This window comes from Ruegeria sp. CRTD044 (assembly GCF_059613485.1).
Genome location: NZ_JBXWSP010000003.1, coordinates 299,859 through 314,110 on the forward strand (window position 1 = coordinate 299,859; position 14,252 = coordinate 314,110).

18 protein-coding genes are annotated in these 14,252 nt (G+C 59.4%); 6 read left to right on the plus strand and 12 right to left on the minus strand.

Annotation, left to right across the window (positions count from 1 at the left end):
* Positions 1–21: 21 nt before the first annotated feature.
* Genes AC2FNL_RS02510 through AC2FNL_RS02550 form a run of 9 tightly spaced genes read right to left on the minus strand, consistent with a single transcriptional unit; the run spans position 22 to position 4,579 of the window.
* The gene (locus AC2FNL_RS02510) at positions 22–537 is read right to left on the minus strand and encodes a flagellar basal body-associated protein FliL (protein ID WP_496832162.1); all 516 of its coding nucleotides are present in this window, start codon (positions 535–537) and stop codon (positions 22–24) included.
* A 9-nt stretch (positions 538–546) separates the two neighbouring features.
* A complete protein-coding gene (flgH, locus tag AC2FNL_RS02515; protein WP_170369927.1) occupies positions 547–1,275 on the minus strand; it encodes a flagellar basal body L-ring protein FlgH in 729 nt (242 codons plus the stop codon).
* A gap of 2 nt (positions 1,276–1,277) precedes the next feature.
* Positions 1,278–1,694 (minus strand): flagellar basal body P-ring formation chaperone FlgA, encoded by a 417-nt coding sequence (flgA, locus tag AC2FNL_RS02520; RefSeq protein ID WP_170369929.1) that lies wholly within the window; start codon positions 1,692–1,694, stop codon positions 1,278–1,280.
* On the minus strand, positions 1,694–2,479 hold the full coding sequence (gene flgG, locus AC2FNL_RS02525; RefSeq protein ID WP_093963652.1) for a flagellar basal-body rod protein FlgG: 786 nt from the start codon (positions 2,477–2,479) through the stop codon (positions 1,694–1,696). Before flgG ends, flgA begins: the two co-directional genes overlap by 1 nt.
* Positions 2,480–2,503: 24 nt before the next feature.
* The gene (locus AC2FNL_RS02530) at positions 2,504–3,214 is read right to left on the minus strand and encodes a flagellar hook-basal body complex protein (protein WP_496832165.1); all 711 of its coding nucleotides are present in this window, start codon (positions 3,212–3,214) and stop codon (positions 2,504–2,506) included.
* Positions 3,214–3,486, minus strand: coding sequence for a flagellar biosynthetic protein FliQ (locus AC2FNL_RS02535; protein WP_093963653.1), 273 nt, complete (start codon positions 3,484–3,486; stop codon positions 3,214–3,216). Before AC2FNL_RS02535 ends, AC2FNL_RS02530 begins: the two co-directional genes overlap by 1 nt.
* Before the next feature lie 3 nt (positions 3,487–3,489).
* Positions 3,490–3,780: a flagellar hook-basal body complex protein FliE gene (gene fliE / locus AC2FNL_RS02540; RefSeq protein ID WP_170407017.1), complete on the minus strand. Its 291-nt coding sequence runs from the start codon at positions 3,778–3,780 to the stop codon at positions 3,490–3,492.
* A 12-nt stretch (positions 3,781–3,792) separates the two neighbouring features.
* Complete coding sequence (gene flgC / locus AC2FNL_RS02545) at positions 3,793–4,179, minus strand: flagellar basal body rod protein FlgC (RefSeq protein ID WP_480633932.1); 387 nt, start codon at positions 4,177–4,179, stop codon at positions 3,793–3,795.
* A 10-nt stretch (positions 4,180–4,189) separates the two neighbouring features.
* Entirely contained in the window at positions 4,190–4,579 is a 390-nt protein-coding gene (locus AC2FNL_RS02550; protein WP_170359880.1) for a FlgB family protein, read from the minus strand.
* Between the two features lie 87 nt (positions 4,580–4,666).
* On the opposite strand from AC2FNL_RS02550, the gene AC2FNL_RS02555 reads away from it, so the two are divergent.
* The 6 genes from AC2FNL_RS02555 (at position 4,667) to AC2FNL_RS02580 (ending at position 11,910) form a co-directional block, all read left to right on the plus strand.
* Positions 4,667–6,004 (plus strand): FliI/YscN family ATPase, encoded by a 1,338-nt coding sequence (locus AC2FNL_RS02555; protein ID WP_496832168.1) that lies wholly within the window; start codon positions 4,667–4,669, stop codon positions 6,002–6,004.
* Positions 6,005–6,098: 94 nt separating this feature from the next.
* Positions 6,099–6,938, plus strand: a complete 840-nt coding sequence (locus AC2FNL_RS02560; protein WP_496832170.1) for a flagellar motor protein MotB — start codon at positions 6,099–6,101, stop codon at positions 6,936–6,938.
* A 97-nt stretch (positions 6,939–7,035) separates the two neighbouring features.
* Positions 7,036–8,331, plus strand: a complete 1,296-nt coding sequence (locus tag AC2FNL_RS02565) for a flagellar hook protein FlgE (protein ID WP_170369934.1) — start codon at positions 7,036–7,038, stop codon at positions 8,329–8,331.
* Between the two features lie 38 nt (positions 8,332–8,369).
* Positions 8,370–9,809: a flagellar hook-associated protein FlgK gene (gene flgK / locus AC2FNL_RS02570; protein ID WP_496832269.1), complete on the plus strand. Its 1,440-nt coding sequence runs from the start codon at positions 8,370–8,372 to the stop codon at positions 9,807–9,809.
* 2 nt (positions 9,810–9,811) lie between these two features.
* Entirely contained in the window at positions 9,812–10,819 is a 1,008-nt protein-coding gene (locus tag AC2FNL_RS02575) for a flagellin (RefSeq protein ID WP_496832172.1), read from the plus strand.
* On the plus strand, positions 10,816–11,910 hold the full coding sequence (locus AC2FNL_RS02580; protein ID WP_496832174.1) for a flagellar basal body P-ring protein FlgI: 1,095 nt from the start codon (positions 10,816–10,818) through the stop codon (positions 11,908–11,910). The genes AC2FNL_RS02575 and AC2FNL_RS02580 overlap by 4 nt, the downstream gene beginning before the upstream one ends.
* 50 nt (positions 11,911–11,960) lie before the next feature.
* Here the strand turns inward: AC2FNL_RS02580 and AC2FNL_RS02585 are convergent, their stop codons facing one another.
* Genes AC2FNL_RS02585 through AC2FNL_RS02595 form a run of 3 tightly spaced genes read right to left on the minus strand, consistent with a single transcriptional unit; the run spans position 11,961 to position 14,221 of the window.
* Positions 11,961–12,605, minus strand: a complete 645-nt coding sequence (locus AC2FNL_RS02585) for a DUF1523 family protein (RefSeq protein ID WP_170589268.1) — start codon at positions 12,603–12,605, stop codon at positions 11,961–11,963.
* 10 nt (positions 12,606–12,615) lie between these two features.
* Positions 12,616–12,882, minus strand: a complete 267-nt coding sequence (locus AC2FNL_RS02590) for a hypothetical protein (RefSeq protein ID WP_093963662.1) — start codon at positions 12,880–12,882, stop codon at positions 12,616–12,618.
* A gap of 1 nt (position 12,883) precedes the next feature.
* The gene (locus AC2FNL_RS02595) at positions 12,884–14,221 is read right to left on the minus strand and encodes a DUF6638 family protein (RefSeq protein ID WP_496832177.1); all 1,338 of its coding nucleotides are present in this window, start codon (positions 14,219–14,221) and stop codon (positions 12,884–12,886) included.
* Positions 14,222–14,252 lie beyond the last annotated feature (31 nt).

The following is a 14,252-nucleotide window of genomic DNA, read 5'->3' on the forward strand; positions in this document are numbered from 1 at the left end:
GCTGAAGCCCGACCTTTGGCGTCAGGTGTCCTGGCGGCTTACGCTCATGATCAAAACACGGGACACGTCATCGCCAAGGTCCTTTCGGGCAACCTCCAACAGAGACCTTCGCAGCACCTTAAGATTGTCCGATTGCGTGAATTCGCCGTCGAACCCACCAATATTCGCGTGATCAAACAGAACTTGAAGAAACCCGTCCCGCAGTTTCGGTTCGATTTCGTAGAACTCCTCCGAGATGCCCGGCCGGGTTTCCAGGCTCAGCGACATGGTCACCAGAGCAGAGATTTCGTTTTCTTCGACGACCGGAACGACGAACTGTTTGGTCAACTTGAGATACTCATAGGGACCGGCCTTGCCGGACGTCTCACTGTGGCCGGAGGTTTTGTTCGCCTTGTCTGTTGTCTCCTCGACGTGGCGCTCCGGCGCTTTGGCATCGGCCTCGGTATCCGCTGATCCCGGTGTCAAAAAAAGCCCAGCCGCAGCGCCGGCTCCGAGACCTGCAATCAAAAAGAGAACGGGGAGCAGTTTCTTCATCATTTGAACACCTTAGAATGGCAACAGCGCGTCTAGCACCTGTTGCCCGTATCGTGGCTGCTGAACATCCGTGATCTGGCCGCGGCCGCCATAGGACACCCGTGCAGACGCGATCTTGTCATAGGTAATCTCGTTCTGGCGCGAGATGTCCTGCGGACGCACATAACCAGACACCAGCAGCTCGCGAAGTTCGAAATTCACCCTCAGTTCCTGTGTTCCTGAAATCGACAGGACGCCGTTCGGCAGGACATCGATCACCGTTGCGGCGACGCGCAGCGTCAGCTTTTCCTTGCGTTTCACCGACCCCTTGCCCTTGCTGACCGACGCGGAATCGATCGAAACCGCCTCGTCCAGTGACGCACCATCAGGCAGGTGTTTCGCTGCGCGCTGGGGCAATCCCAAGAGGCCGGGAACCTTGAGATCTTCCGAGCTGCCGCGCGACCGGTTTGTATCGTTCGAGATTTCGGCCTTTTCATCCAGCTCGATCACGACAGTCAGAATATCGCCCTTCTTGATGGCGCGCTGATCGCCCAGCAGAGACTGCTGACCCCCACTCCACAGAGACGCGCGGTCCACCGCGCGCTGGGATTGAGTGTGCAACGGCAAACCCGGCCACAACATCGCCACGTGTTCCGGAGTTTCCGTAGTTGGCGACAGGCTGGGCGGTTTGCCCAGATGGTCCAAACGCCCGCAGGCGGAAAGGGACAGGATGGCCAGCAACAGGGATCTGGACAGTTTCATGATCAAAACACCTCGATTTGGCCGTCGGGACGGATTTTTCCGGTTACCGTCGTTCGTGACGACAGGTTCATGACGCGGATGCGATCTCCGGCCGCTCCGCGGCCCAGCGCACGCCCTTCGACCGCGATGGACAGTCCACCTTTCACGAAGACAAGCGTCACCAGATCGTTTCGATCGACCAGAGCGGGAGGGCCGACACTTGCCTTCAGAATTGGCCGACCGGGATACAAAGCGGTTTTGGCTTCCTTCCCGATCAGGTCTGCAGGATCATTTACCGCGCCGGGCGCCTCACCGGATTTCACCTGAAGATCAGCGGATTCAATGATCTCCTTGGCCCGGATCGTTCTGGTCGGCACGACTATGTCAGCGAAGGCGGCAACCGGAAGAAGCCACAGGGATATGAAGCCCACGACCCGCATCAGCGTACCTGTGTCGTCGCGCCCATCATCTGGTCGACGGCCGAAATCACCTTGGCATTCATTTCATAAGCGCGCTGCGCCTCGATCAGATCGGTCACCTCACGTACCGCATCAACCGAGCTGTCTTCCAAATAGCCTTGACGCAGCATTCCGAGCCCGTCCTCGCCTGGGGTGCCCACGATCGGTGCGCCTGAAGCCTCGGTTTCCTTGAACAGGTTGCTGCCGATGGCCTCGAGGCCCTTGGCATTGGAAAAGCTGGCCAGCGTGAATTCCCCCAGCAGTTGCCCTTCCGCGGTGTCGTCAAAATAGGCGTAGACCTCGCCGGACGCGTTGATGGAAATCGACCGCGCGTCGTCCGGGATAGTGATTTCGGGGGCGACCGCAAACCCGTCCGACGTGACGATGAGGCCTTCGGCTGATCGCTTCAGACTGCCGTCACGGGTATAGGCCGACTGACCGTTTGGCAGCACCACCTCGAGATACCCGCGCCCTTCGATCGCAATGTCCAGGTCACTGCCCGTCGCGGACAACGCGCCTTGGGCCAACTCGACGGTCACGGCTGCAGGACGAACACCCAGACCAAGCTGTATTCCCGTCGGCAGGACAGTCCCGTCCGCGGCGTTCACCGTGCCGGCGCGAGCCATCTGCTGATAGTGCAGATCCGCAAATTCAGCCCGCCGGGCGTTGTAGCCCGTGGTCGACATGTTCGCCAGGTTGTTCGAGATCGTCTCGACCCGCATTTGTTGCGCCGCCATTCCGGTCGCGGCAATTTTCAGGGCTCGCATTTCGGTTTCTCCTGCAGTTTCAGATCAGCGCATCAGGGTCTTCACGGCGCCGCGGACCCTTTCATCTTCGGCGTCCAGAAAACTCTGACCCAGCTCGTAGGCACGCTGGATTTCGATCAGTCGGGCCACCTGGCCGATGGCGTTGACGTTCGAACCCTCCAGAAACCGGTTGAGAACCACCGGCCGCTCGACCGGCTCGACCTCGCCTTCCGGATTGAACAGGGTGCTGCCTTCCCGCACCAACTCGGTGCCTTCCGCGGGCTGAACCACCCCGATCTGCCCCAAAGCCTGTCCATTCACGCTGAGCGTCCCGTCGCCGCCCACATCAATGGTTGCTGCGTCCGGTGGAATGAAGACTGGGGCCCCGTTGCTGTCCAGTACGCGGTGCCCATCCATCGTAACCAGATCGCCATTGGCGTCCGGTGAAAAGCTTCCCGCCCGGGTCAGACGGTTGCCGGACGGAGTTTCAACCAAGAAAAATCCACTGCCTTCGATTGCAAAATCGAATTGCCCACCGGTTTCCGTCAGCACGCCTTGCGTAAAAGACGTGTTGCGCGCCTGAGCGCGGCTCATGGACAGAGAGGGGCTGCCGGGAAGGTCCCGCACAAACTCGGAAAACACCAAACCCTGCTGCCGGTAACCCGTCGTGTGCGCATTGGCGATATTGTTCGCGACCAGACGCATTTCGTTCATCAGCCCGGTTTGACGGGACAAGGTGACGTAGGCTGTATCCATCAGCGGCCTCCTGCAATCAGCGGAACCAGTGTCGAGGTGAAGAATGTGACCAGCGTCTGGGTCATGAACCCCATCGAGACCCAGAACACGATAACAATGGCCACCAACTTGGGAACGAAGGTCAGGGTCATCTCTTGGATGGACGTCAGGGCCTGGAACAAGCCCACGGCCAAACCCGTGACCAGCGCAACCGTCAGAATCGGAACTGATGTGATTACGGCAATCCACAGGGCCTGACGCACGACGTCATAGAACAGACCTTCGCTGAGCATCGTTCAGACCGGCATCCGCAGAATTTCCTGGTAGGCCTCAACGACCTTGTTGCGCACGACAACCGCTGTTTCGACAGCAAGTTCGGTCTGGGCCAGTGCCTGCACGAGGGCATGTGGGTCGGCCTGGCCAATCATGGCGGCATTGGCGACCTCTTCGCTGTGTTTCAGGGTTGCCGCAAAGTCCTGAAAGGTTGTGCGCAGCCCTTGTGCCGCGTCACTTGATTCCGGATCCGGTTGGGTGGCCGGGCGGGCATGCGCATAGCTCTGAGCCGCGGTGATCGATCGGATATCCATTCTGGCTTTCCTTTATTTTCTCAACAATTCCATGAGGCTGGCCGACATTTGTCGGGTCTGGTCGAACATCTTGAGGTTTGCTTCGTAACTGCGTTGCGCTTCACGCGCGTCGGCGATCTCGACCATCAGATCGACATTGGACCCTGCGTAATACCCGCTGGCATCCGCCATCGGGTGACTGGGATCATAGATCCGGGGCAACGCCCGCCGGTCCAGCCTGACCCGACCGGCCTGAACCAATTCAGTGCCGTCTTTTTGCACCGTCTCGAAAGGAACCGATTTGCGCCGGTAACCCGGAGTATCCGCGTTCGAGATGTTTTCCGAAACATGGCGCAGGCGCGCGGCTTCCGCCCGCAGCGCGCTGGCGGTGACGGCCAGGGATTTGGAGAAATCGCTCATGACGGCCTCCTCACGCCTTGCCCAGACCGGTGCGCAGGATCCCGATCGAGGATTTGTAGATGGCCAGCGCGCGGTCATGCTGTCGCTTGACCTCGACCGCATTCAGCATTTCTTCTTCAAGCGAAACACCATTGCCATTGGGATCGACGGCGCCGCCGCGCATATGTTCGGCCCAAGTCATGCCGCCCGGCCCGACACCGTTCAGATGACCTTCGCGGGTCGCGCTCATTGCGCTGGTGGCACTGGATTTTTCAAAGGCTTCCGCGAAAGGCTCAATATCGCGAGCCCGGTAGCCGGGCGTATCCGCATTGGCCATGTTGCGCGAGATGACGGCCTGCCGTTGTCCGGCATGGGTTGCCAGGGCGTACGCAACTTTAAAGACGTTCAGGTCCGAGAACATCGGGGCTTCTCCCTCGATCAATTTCAATCAAGGCTTAACCCCGATTCCTTTAGAAACCGTTTTCAGAAACCAATTGGAGCCGACGCCATGTCCGACCTCGATCCCTCGATTCTGAAGTGCCAGTTCGAACGGCTTTCTCCGGTGCGGCATATGGGTCTGGTCGCGGGTGTTTCCGGTGGGGTGATCGAAGTCGAAGGGCTGGCGGAACAAGCGCGCATCGGCGACCATCTGATTTTGCAGCGACGCCACGACCAACCGTTGGCTGGCGAAGTGCTGCAGGTCGAGGCCGGCGCTGTTCACATGCTGCCTGGCACAGCCCCTGACGGCGTGCGCTTGGGAGACCGGGTCTATCTTGAGCCGACTCCGGTTTTTGCACCCGGTTTGCATTGGCTTGGTCGCGTGGTCGATCCGTTCGGCAAACCGCTAGACGGCAAACCGCTTCTGCCCGGGGCGCAGGCCCGCAACGTCATGTCCGCGCCACCCCGGGCCGTCGACCGCAAACCGCTGGGAGACCGTATGCCCACCGGGTTGGCGATTTTGAACACCCTGCTTCCGATCGTCCAGGGGCAGCGTGTCGGTCTCTTTGCGGGGTCGGGTGTGGGAAAATCAAGTTTGCTGGCAACGCTGGCCAGATCCATGCAAGCCGATGCCGTGGTCGTCGCGCTGGTAGGCGAACGCGGGCGCGAGGTGAATGAATTCGTCGAGACCGCGTTGGGCGCCGAAGGTCTGAGGCGCTCGATCGTGGTTGCGGCCACGTCCGACCAATCAGCACTGGCCCGGCGGCGCTGCGCCTGGTCTGCAATGACAGCGGCCGAGTTTTTGCGGGATCAGGGTCTGAGCGTTCTGTTCCTATGCGACTCGGTCACCCGGTTCGCCGAGGCGCATCGCGAGATCGCCGTAGCCATGGGTGAGGCCCCGTCCCTGCGGGGCTTTCCACCTTCGGTTACACCTATGATCGCCGGCCTTTGTGAACGCGCCGGTCCGGGAACCGCCGATCAGGGCGACATAACCGCCGTGTTCAGTGTTCTGGTCGCGGGTTCGGACATGGATGAACCGGTGGCCGACATTCTGCGCGGCGTTCTTGACGGGCATATCGTGCTAAGTCGCGAGATCGCCGAGCGAGGGCGCTTTCCAGCCATCGCGCTCAGCCGGTCGGTTTCGCGCTCTTTACCGGCTGCGGCGACACCCGAGGAAAACAAGCTGATCGCTGAAGCCCGCCGGCTGGTCGGAAGCTATGAGCAGTCGGAAGTGATGATCAAGGCGGGTCTGTACACGCCGGGCACTGACCCCCTCCTGGATCAGGCGGTTCGCATCCATGACGAGCTTGACGGCTTTTTCGGCAAACTCGATCCGGACGGAATCCAGAACAGTTTCAACCGCCTTTCGGTCATCCTGCGTCGGGCCAGCGCCGCGATGACCCAATGAGCGGGTCGGGAAAGGTCTGAACAGTTTTATATATTAAGCCGCCCTTAATCCCCGCACTGCTAATCCAATGGGTGGGTGAAAAAGGGTGGTTTAGATGGGTGCGCAATCAAATGCGGCGCCGATCATCATCAAGAAGAAGCGCGTTTCGGGTGGCGATGGCCATCACGGCGGCGCCTGGAAGGTCGCTTATGCGGACTTCGTGACGGCCATGATGGCGTTCTTCATGTTGATGTGGCTGCTGAACGCAACGACCGAAAAGCAACGCAAGGGTTTGGCGGACTACTTCTCTCCGACAATTCCGATCAATCCCGTTTCCGGCGGGGGCGACGGGGCCTTTGGGGGCGACAATATGTTCTCGGAAAAAACCATGGTGATGGACGGCTCGGGAGCGACGAACAAGAACCCGACCGAGGCCAAACGCGCACGGGGATCGACCGGTGTGGATGCCGATGGCGGCGGGCGCGGCGCGTTCGAAGACTTTTCGTCGCTCGAGGCGCGACTGCTGGGGCGGTCCGGCGAAAGCATGGTGTCCAAAAAGGCCCTGAAGCATATTGTCACTCGGGTGACGGACGAGGGGCTGATTGTCGAACTGTTCGATACCGAAGATGAGCCGCTGTTCGAGGGAGGTTCCGATTCTCCAACCCCAATGATGCGTGCACTAGTTCTGCTGGTTGCACGTTCATCGGACATGGTGACGAATTCCATCTCGGTCGAGGGTCACGTTCATTCCTCTCCGGTGGTTCTGGCCAGAAATCCGTCGTGGGACCTGTCGACTTCGCGCGCGCAGGTGGTACGGCAGATGCTTCAGGACAAGGGGGTCGGCGCCAAACGGCTTGAACGGGTCACGGGTCATGCCGATCGCAAGCTGGCGGTGAAAAACCCGATGGCAGCCCGCAACAACCGGATCGAGATCGTGTTTCTGCGCAATCCCTGAGATTGGAGGATATCTGGCATTTTACTTGTTAGCGCGCTGTTAAGGCCCAGCGCGTTAGCTGTTGCAGGAACGATTGACGCAACAGAAGGGCGTGCCGATGACAATTTCCTCTTCGCTGAATGCCGGTGTGGCCAGCCTGAAGGCCAACGCGAACAGGTTGGCGACCATATCGGACAATATCGCCAACTCTTCGACCTACGGTTACAAGCGGGTTGAGACGGATTTTCATTCGATGGTGACGTCGGGCCAGGGCGGAAGCTATTCGGCGGGCGGAGTCCGGACCACCAGTCAACGTCTGATCGATCAGCGCGGCTCGCTGGTTACCACCAACAACTCAACCGACCTGGCCGTGCGCGGCCGGGGCATGCTGCCGGTTCGCCCAAGTTCCCAGATCGGCACCGATTCAAACGAAATGCTTCTGACCACCACCGGATCCTTCCGAACCAATGCGGAAGGATATCTGGTTACCGAGTCCGGACTTGTGCTGCTGGGCTGGCCCGCCAACGCCGATGGGTCCATTCCCAACGTTTCGCGCGACACACCCGCAGCGTTGCAGCCGGTTCAACTCAGCGTCAATCAACTGTCCGGCTCGCCGACCACCGCGATGAATCTGCGCATGAACCTGCCCGCCACGGCCACCGATACCGGCGCACCTGGTGACACGCAGCCCTTGTCCGTCGAATATTTCGACAATTTGGGCAAACCCGAGAATGTCGATATCGAACTTATCCCGACGGTGCCGGCCACCGGGTCCAGCAACGAATGGACGATGATCTTGCGCGATTCCGCTTCGGGCGGAACCGTGATCGGTGAATATACGCTGACATTTACGGACAGCAGAACGGCAGGTGGTACCCTTGCCAGTGTGACCACCGTGTCCGGCGGCACATATGATCCGACCACGGGCAGCTTTGTCGTCAACGTCGCCGGCGGCCCGATGGAGGTCAATATCGGCCTGGTCGGTGACAGCGACGGAATCACTCAACTTTCTGACACGTTTGCGCCGGTTTCGATCACCCGGGACGGATCTGCAGTCGGAACCATGTCCAGCGTTCAGGTCGATGAAAACGGATACGTCTACGCGCTGTATGACACGGGTGTTACCCGTCGGATGTACCAGATACCGCTGGCGGACGTCCCCAACCCGAATGGGCTGACCGCACTCGACAGCCAGACATATGCGCCGTCACGCGACAGTGGAACTTATTTCCTGTGGGATGCCGGCGAAGGTCCGACGGGAGAATTGATTTCCTTCGCGCGCGAAGAATCGACGACCGACGTTGCGACTGAACTGACGTCGATGATCCAAACCCAGCGCGCCTATTCGTCAAGCGCAAAGGTGATCCAGACAGTCGACGAGATGTTGCAGGAAACAACCAACATCAAGCGCTGATCTGAACCTGCAAAGCGGAAAGGAACGGCCTCATGAACATGTCAACGGCCCTGAATAACGCGCTGGGTGGGTTGGGCGCGGCAAGCCGCGGCGCCGCCGTCGTCTCGGGCAACATAGCCAATGCGCTGACGCCCGGCTACGCCAAGCGGACGTTGGAGCTGACCACCAACTCTATTTCCGGCAACGGCGTCAGGGTCGTGGGAATCACCCGCCATCAAGACCCTGTTCTGATGGCGAACCTGCGCGCGGCAACAGCGGATAACGCGGCGGCCTCGGCAATCTCGGAATTTTACTCGCAATTCGAAGCATTGGTCGGTACCCCCGATGACGGCAGATCGATCGCGGTATCTTTGGGCGCATTCGAGAACAGCTTGATCACGGCCGCAAGCAATCCCGGCTCGGTCGAGCGTCTAGATCTGGCGGCGCGCGCAGCTGGGGATCTGGTTGCCGATCTGAATAAGGCGTCCGACGGCCTCAGCAAGATGCGTTCTGACGCGGACCGAACAATCGGGACGTATGTCGAAACACTGAATACGACCCTGAAAGATATCGCAGCATTGAATGCCGAGATCCCGGCTGTTGAGAACGCAGGCGGCGATATCAATGGGTTGCTGGATCAACGCCAGGTTCTCATTGACCAAGTCAACCAGCTGGTTCCGGTCAATGTCGTGGCGCGCGACAACAACCGCGTCTCACTGTATTCCGACGGTGGGCTGATACTTTTGGAAGGATCAGCCGCAGAGTTCGCGTTCTCGGTCACCGGTGAGACCAAACCGCGCATGACCGTAGGAAACGGACTGCTGTCCGGGCTCGAACTCAACGGACGGCCAGTCCGCACATCCGGTGATTCCGCACAAATCCGCGGCGGCGCTCTAGCAGCCCAGTTTGACATTCGCGACGTGTTGGCCATCGACGCACATGAGGACCTGGATGCAGTCGCCCGCGATCTCATCGAACGGTTCGAAACTGCCGGCATGGACCCGACCGCGATGCCGACTGATCCGGGCTTGTTCACCGATGCCGGTGCCCGTTTCGATGCCACGGCGCCGGCGGGGCTCGCGTCCCGTCTTGAGCTCAACCCTATTGTCGATCCTGATGCCGGCGGCGAAAGTTGGAAATTGCGCGCGGGGTTGGGGGCCGTTGCACCCAACGACCCCGGCGAGGCAACCCAGCTGCAGGCTTTTGGCGCCGTATTGACCACGCCACGCCCTGCCCCGGCTTTCGGCACTGGGACCCTGCGGGCCAGTGAGGTGTCGGCGGCGCTTTTGTCCAAAGCAGGCACAGCTGCCCATACAGCTCAATCGCGCCAAAGCTACGCATCCAACGCGCAACTCCAAATGGAACAATTAGTGGCCGAGCAGGGCGTGGACAGTGACACCGAATTGCAGCGCATGATGCAGATTGAACAGGCCTATGCCGCCAATGCGCGGATCATCACTGTTGTCGACGAATTGATGGATTTGCTGCTGAGGATGTAACCATGACCTTGAACTCGATTGGTGATCTGGCCCGCGGTCTGACCTTGCGCGCGCGCAGCACCGAGATCAAAACGCAGATCGAAACCCTGTCCTATGAGATGTCTACGGGTCAAACCGCTGACATTTCTGGGCGTCTCAGTGGCGATTACTCGCATCTGCTGGACCTGGATCGAAAAATTGCACAGCTGGACGCCTTCTCTACGGCGACCGCTGAGGCAAATCTGTTTGCTGATGCCACTCAGATCAGCCTCGAGACGTTTGAAACCTCGATTGGCGAGGTTTCGGCTTCTCTGCTCGCGTTTGGGACATCCAACCAAGCAACATCGCATGCTCAGGCCTCGGCTCAGGCGCGCAACGAACTGGACACGATGATTTCTTCATTGAACACGCGGGTCGGTGGCCGCAGCTTGTTCGCGGGAACCGCCACGGATGCCTCCCCGCTGCAGTCGACGGACACGCTACTGGCTGCTCTGCGAACCGAATTGGCGGGGCTGACAACCCTGAACGATATTCGCCAGGCGGCCGAAGATTGGTTCAATGATCCTGCCGGGTTTGAGGCGGTCATGTACAACGGTTCCAACACGACCCTCGCACCTATGCAGATTTCGGAAACCGAGCGGGTGAACATGCAGTTCACGTCCAATGATCCGAAACTTCGGGATGGATTGCGCGATGTCGCGCTTGCGGCGCTGGCAACGGAGGGCGCGCTGGGATGGCCACCAGACCTGCAAACTGCCTTGTTCACCGATCTGGGCGTGGCTCTGGCCAACACCAAGGATGACGTCGTGACGATGCGCGCTCAGATCGGAGCGGCGCAAGCCCGCATCGAACAGGCCGAAACACGAAATGCGGCGGCCAGGACCAGTTTTGAATACGCGCGCAACGAACTTGTCGCCGCCGATCCCTACGAAACTGCGGCACACCTGCAGACCGTGCAGTTCCAGCTTGAAAGCCTCTATTCGGTCACCGTCCGCAATTCGGCCCTATCATTGGTGAATTTCCTGAGATGAGACTTCTGGCCTTACTTCTGATCATGCTGCCTTCGGTGGCGGTTTCCGGGGCTGTTCGGCTCAAGGATCTGGTGAATTTTGACGGTGTACGCGGCAATGATCTGGTGGGATATGGCCTTGTCGTTGGACTGAACGGAACCGGTGACGGGTTGCGCAATTCCCCGTTCACCGAAGAAATCATGTCGAACATACTTGAACGGTTGGGCGTAAACGTCACTGGCGAGGACTTTCGCCCCAAGAATGTCGCCGCCGTTCTTGTCACCGCCACCCTTCCGCCCTTTGCGCGGGTTGGTGGGCAGATCGATGTGACCGTTTCGGCGATCGGAGATTCCAAAAGCCTGCTGGGCGGCACCCTCGTCATGACACCCTTGAATGCCGCAGATGGGCAGATCTATGCAGTTGCGCAGGGCACAGTTCTGGCAGGTGGTGCAGTCGCCGAGGGCGACGCTGCATCGGTTGTTCAGGGGGTGCCGACATCCGGTGTCATCCCCGCCGGGGCGCGGGTCGAGCAGGAGATCGATTTTGAACTGTCAGGTCTTTCCCAATTGCGGTTGGCTCTGCGCGAGCCGGACTTTACAACCGCCGGTCGGATCGAAGCGGCCATCAACCGCGAGTTCAATCGCGCCGTTGCGGTCATGCGCGACTCGGGCACGGTGGAATTGAGCATCCCGGAAACGCGGGCTCCTTCCACCGCGCATGCGATCGGCCGGATCGAAAACATCCTGATTGAACCCGAAACCAAGGCTCGCGTGGTTGTTGATCAGCGCTCCGGCACGATCGTCATGGGGCAGGAGGTCCGAATCTCACGTGTTGCGGTTTCCCAAGGCAACCTGACACTTCGGGTAGAGGAATCTCCGATCGCCGTTCAGCCCAACCCCTTTGCCAGAGGGGAGACCGTTGTTGTTCCACGAACCATCGCAGGGATTGAAGAGGACGCCGGCACCGGGTTGGCAGAGATACCCGAAGCGACGACGCTGTCGCAGGTGGTTGCCGGCCTGAACTCGTTGGGCGTGTCCCCGCGGGATATGATCGACATCCTCAAAACCATCAAAGCGGCCGGGGCTCTTCATGCCGAGTTTGTCGTCAGATAGCGGTGCGCATAGGCGGGTAGCCGATGGTCAGACAGGTTTCCGGTTCTGACCTATTTTGACTTCCAACTGTCCAGCCAGCGCCGGAAGCTGGATCTTCGCTCATCGATTGCATCCCCAGCGGCGTAGAGACCATCCTCGACGCTTTCAAGCATGGGGTCGATGCGGGCTTCGCGAAACCTGCGCCAACGCACCCAAAGCGCCCAGACGAGCGCAAAAAACACGGTGAGGAAAACGATGTTGAACCAGGGAATGATGCGGACGTCAGGTCCTTCGACATGTTTGATGAAAATGGCATTCGGGAAGATCGACAGAAACTCGTTGCGCCAGCCGTAGTGTGTCACGACAACCCAATCCGGATCATCCTTGTCCGAGATTGCGTCGTTGGCTTCGGTGTATAGGTTGGCGGTATCGAACTTGAAATAGGGTGGCCAACCCCAGCTGGTATCTTCGTTCCGATATACGATCGGCTTGCCGTTCGCCCGCACGGCTTGGATGAACTGCACATCGCGGTTCGAAAGGCTGGTCGACTGATCATCGGGCTCGGACCAGAAAATGCGGGTCCAATCCGTCAGATCCTGCCGCTCTTCGTAGGTGTTCACGATGCGGACAATGTCGTGCTGCGGCAGCGAGTATTGCAGGATCGCACCCAGCGTGATCCAGAAAATCAGGATGAACGCCCATTTGATGTAGACCATTCCCAAAACCTCACATGTAGTTCACGACATAGATCAGCGCGGCGATCGCCACCCAAGGCACGATATAAACACCCAAGATCAGTTTGCGACGGAACGAATTGTCATAGACGTGCAATCCGCGTTCGACGAAGGCTTCCTTGTTGCCGGTCTTGCCCTTCTCTTCCCACCATGTCTCAAGCTTTTGTCGCCGGACGCGACGCGAATAAAGAGACAAGGCAAAGTAGGCAATCGTCTGAACGACGAGCAGACCGAGAAACAGGCGCATTGCTCCGAACATATCACTCTTTCCTTACCGCGCCCCAGGGGCCGACCCGTGCGATCACCGCCTCGCTGACCCGGTCCTCGCCGCTCATGTCGGGTTCATGCCCGAACAGTGCGGCGCGGGCCCCGGCCTTGTCCACTTGATATTCACGGGCAAGAAACTCGGCCACATAGGCCTTTTTTGGCTCCGACCAGCCACCATAGGTACGGTAGAACAGTTCCTTGTGGCAAATGAACATCTGGCGCGGGTCCAGCGGGGCAAGCTCGGCCAGCAGCATATTCACAAGATCGCGGTTCGGGGTATTGGCGGCGCGCAGCGAATAGAAATAGGCCGGATGATCCGAGGTGATACGCGGCCAAGGCCCGCCATCGGTCGCCCAGCGCAACAATTGCGCGAGGCCATGATAGGCTTCGGGCAAGCGATCCGCGTGATTGCGCGCCAAACGCCGCATGTCGCTGCGGTCCAGCCCGGTCAGATCAATGCCCGCATCCGCGGCGGCGTTAACGGTCAGAAAATCCATCTTCTGTTGCAGGATCGCGGCGGCATCCACGCCGCGGGCCTTGACGATCGGCTCGACCAGATCGTTGTAATTCAGAAATTTGGCAATCTGGTTTCGCTGCGACGGATCAAAGACATATTTGATCGGCAAATCCTCTGGCCTTTCACCCATGCAGATCGCCGCCGGGTGATCCAGATCCGGGAACAGATACATGCCGCCGAAATGCGCCGTCCAGAAGTTGCGCTGTTCAAACACCGTGTGGCGCAGCCGGACAGGGTTGCGGGTGACGTCGCCGGTTTCTTTCGCCGTTTCGATCATCTTCGCAATCAGCACATCGTCGAACCAGGCGTCTTCTTCGGTCTTGAACCGCTCGACCATGCCCGCCAGTTGCTCTGCCTTGCGCAGAGTACCGCCCACGGTGTCGGCCTCGATTTCAATCTTGCGCAGGTTCAGCAGGTCGCGCGGCGTCGTGAGTTTGAAGACCGAGTTCACCAACTCTCCGGCCACCGCATCGGTGGCGGTCAGAGCAAACAGTTGCGCCTCATTCATCTCGATGAACTCACGCAGGATATCGCGCGAGGTCGAAAACTTGACGTTCAGCAGTGGCGCGCGTTTTTGCTCGGTCGTCAGCAGGATGAACTGCCGGTTGACCCCGTTGGGGTTGAGGTAGAGCGCATCGTCCAGTTCAATCCCCACCTCGGGCGAATAACCCGAGATATCGACATGGAAATCCGTCAGCGCCGTGGTCTTGCCCGCCAGATGCTGCAACACGCGGTTATACCGCTCGACCAGAGCCGGGCTGGAGATGTGGACGAGATTGCCGAACATCAGGCCTTTTTCGATGAGGCGGATCATAATTCTTCCCCAAAATCTCGGCATACAAACA

Excerpts from the sequence above, each read along its gene's own strand:
- flgC (WP_480633932.1), bottom strand. The coding sequence starts at position 4,179 with ATGAGCGATTTCTCCAAATCCCTGGCCGTCACCGCCAGCGCGCTGCGG.
- AC2FNL_RS02550 (WP_170359880.1), bottom strand. The coding sequence starts at position 4,579 with ATGTTCTCGGACCTGAACGTCTTTAAAGTTGCGTACGCCCTGGCAACC.
- AC2FNL_RS02510 (WP_496832162.1), bottom strand. The coding sequence starts at position 537 with ATGATGAAGAAACTGCTCCCCGTTCTCTTTTTGATTGCAGGTCTCGGA.
- AC2FNL_RS02555 (WP_496832168.1), top strand. The coding sequence starts at position 4,667 with ATGTCCGACCTCGATCCCTCGATTCTGAAGTGCCAGTTCGAACGGCTT.
- flgH (WP_170369927.1), bottom strand. The coding sequence starts at position 1,275 with ATGAAACTGTCCAGATCCCTGTTGCTGGCCATCCTGTCCCTTTCCGCC.
- flgK (WP_496832269.1), top strand. The coding sequence starts at position 8,370 with ATGTCAACGGCCCTGAATAACGCGCTGGGTGGGTTGGGCGCGGCAAGC.
- flgA (WP_170369929.1), bottom strand. The coding sequence starts at position 1,694 with ATGCGGGTCGTGGGCTTCATATCCCTGTGGCTTCTTCCGGTTGCCGCC.
- AC2FNL_RS02595 (WP_496832177.1), bottom strand. The coding sequence starts at position 14,221 with ATGATCCGCCTCATCGAAAAAGGCCTGATGTTCGGCAATCTCGTCCAC.
- fliE (WP_170407017.1), bottom strand. The coding sequence starts at position 3,780 with ATGGATATCCGATCGATCACCGCGGCTCAGAGCTATGCGCATGCCCGC.
- AC2FNL_RS02585 (WP_170589268.1), bottom strand. The coding sequence starts at position 12,605 with ATGGTCTACATCAAATGGGCGTTCATCCTGATTTTCTGGATCACGCTG.
- AC2FNL_RS02590 (WP_093963662.1), bottom strand. The coding sequence starts at position 12,882 with ATGTTCGGAGCAATGCGCCTGTTTCTCGGTCTGCTCGTCGTTCAGACG.
- AC2FNL_RS02580 (WP_496832174.1), top strand. The coding sequence starts at position 10,816 with ATGAGACTTCTGGCCTTACTTCTGATCATGCTGCCTTCGGTGGCGGTT.
- AC2FNL_RS02575 (WP_496832172.1), top strand. The coding sequence starts at position 9,812 with ATGACCTTGAACTCGATTGGTGATCTGGCCCGCGGTCTGACCTTGCGC.
- AC2FNL_RS02560 (WP_496832170.1), top strand. The coding sequence starts at position 6,099 with ATGGGTGCGCAATCAAATGCGGCGCCGATCATCATCAAGAAGAAGCGC.
- flgG (WP_093963652.1), bottom strand. The coding sequence starts at position 2,479 with ATGCGAGCCCTGAAAATTGCCGCGACCGGAATGGCGGCGCAACAAATG.
- AC2FNL_RS02530 (WP_496832165.1), bottom strand. The coding sequence starts at position 3,214 with ATGGATACAGCCTACGTCACCTTGTCCCGTCAAACCGGGCTGATGAAC.
- AC2FNL_RS02535 (WP_093963653.1), bottom strand. The coding sequence starts at position 3,486 with ATGCTCAGCGAAGGTCTGTTCTATGACGTCGTGCGTCAGGCCCTGTGG.
- AC2FNL_RS02565 (WP_170369934.1), top strand. The coding sequence starts at position 7,036 with ATGACAATTTCCTCTTCGCTGAATGCCGGTGTGGCCAGCCTGAAGGCC.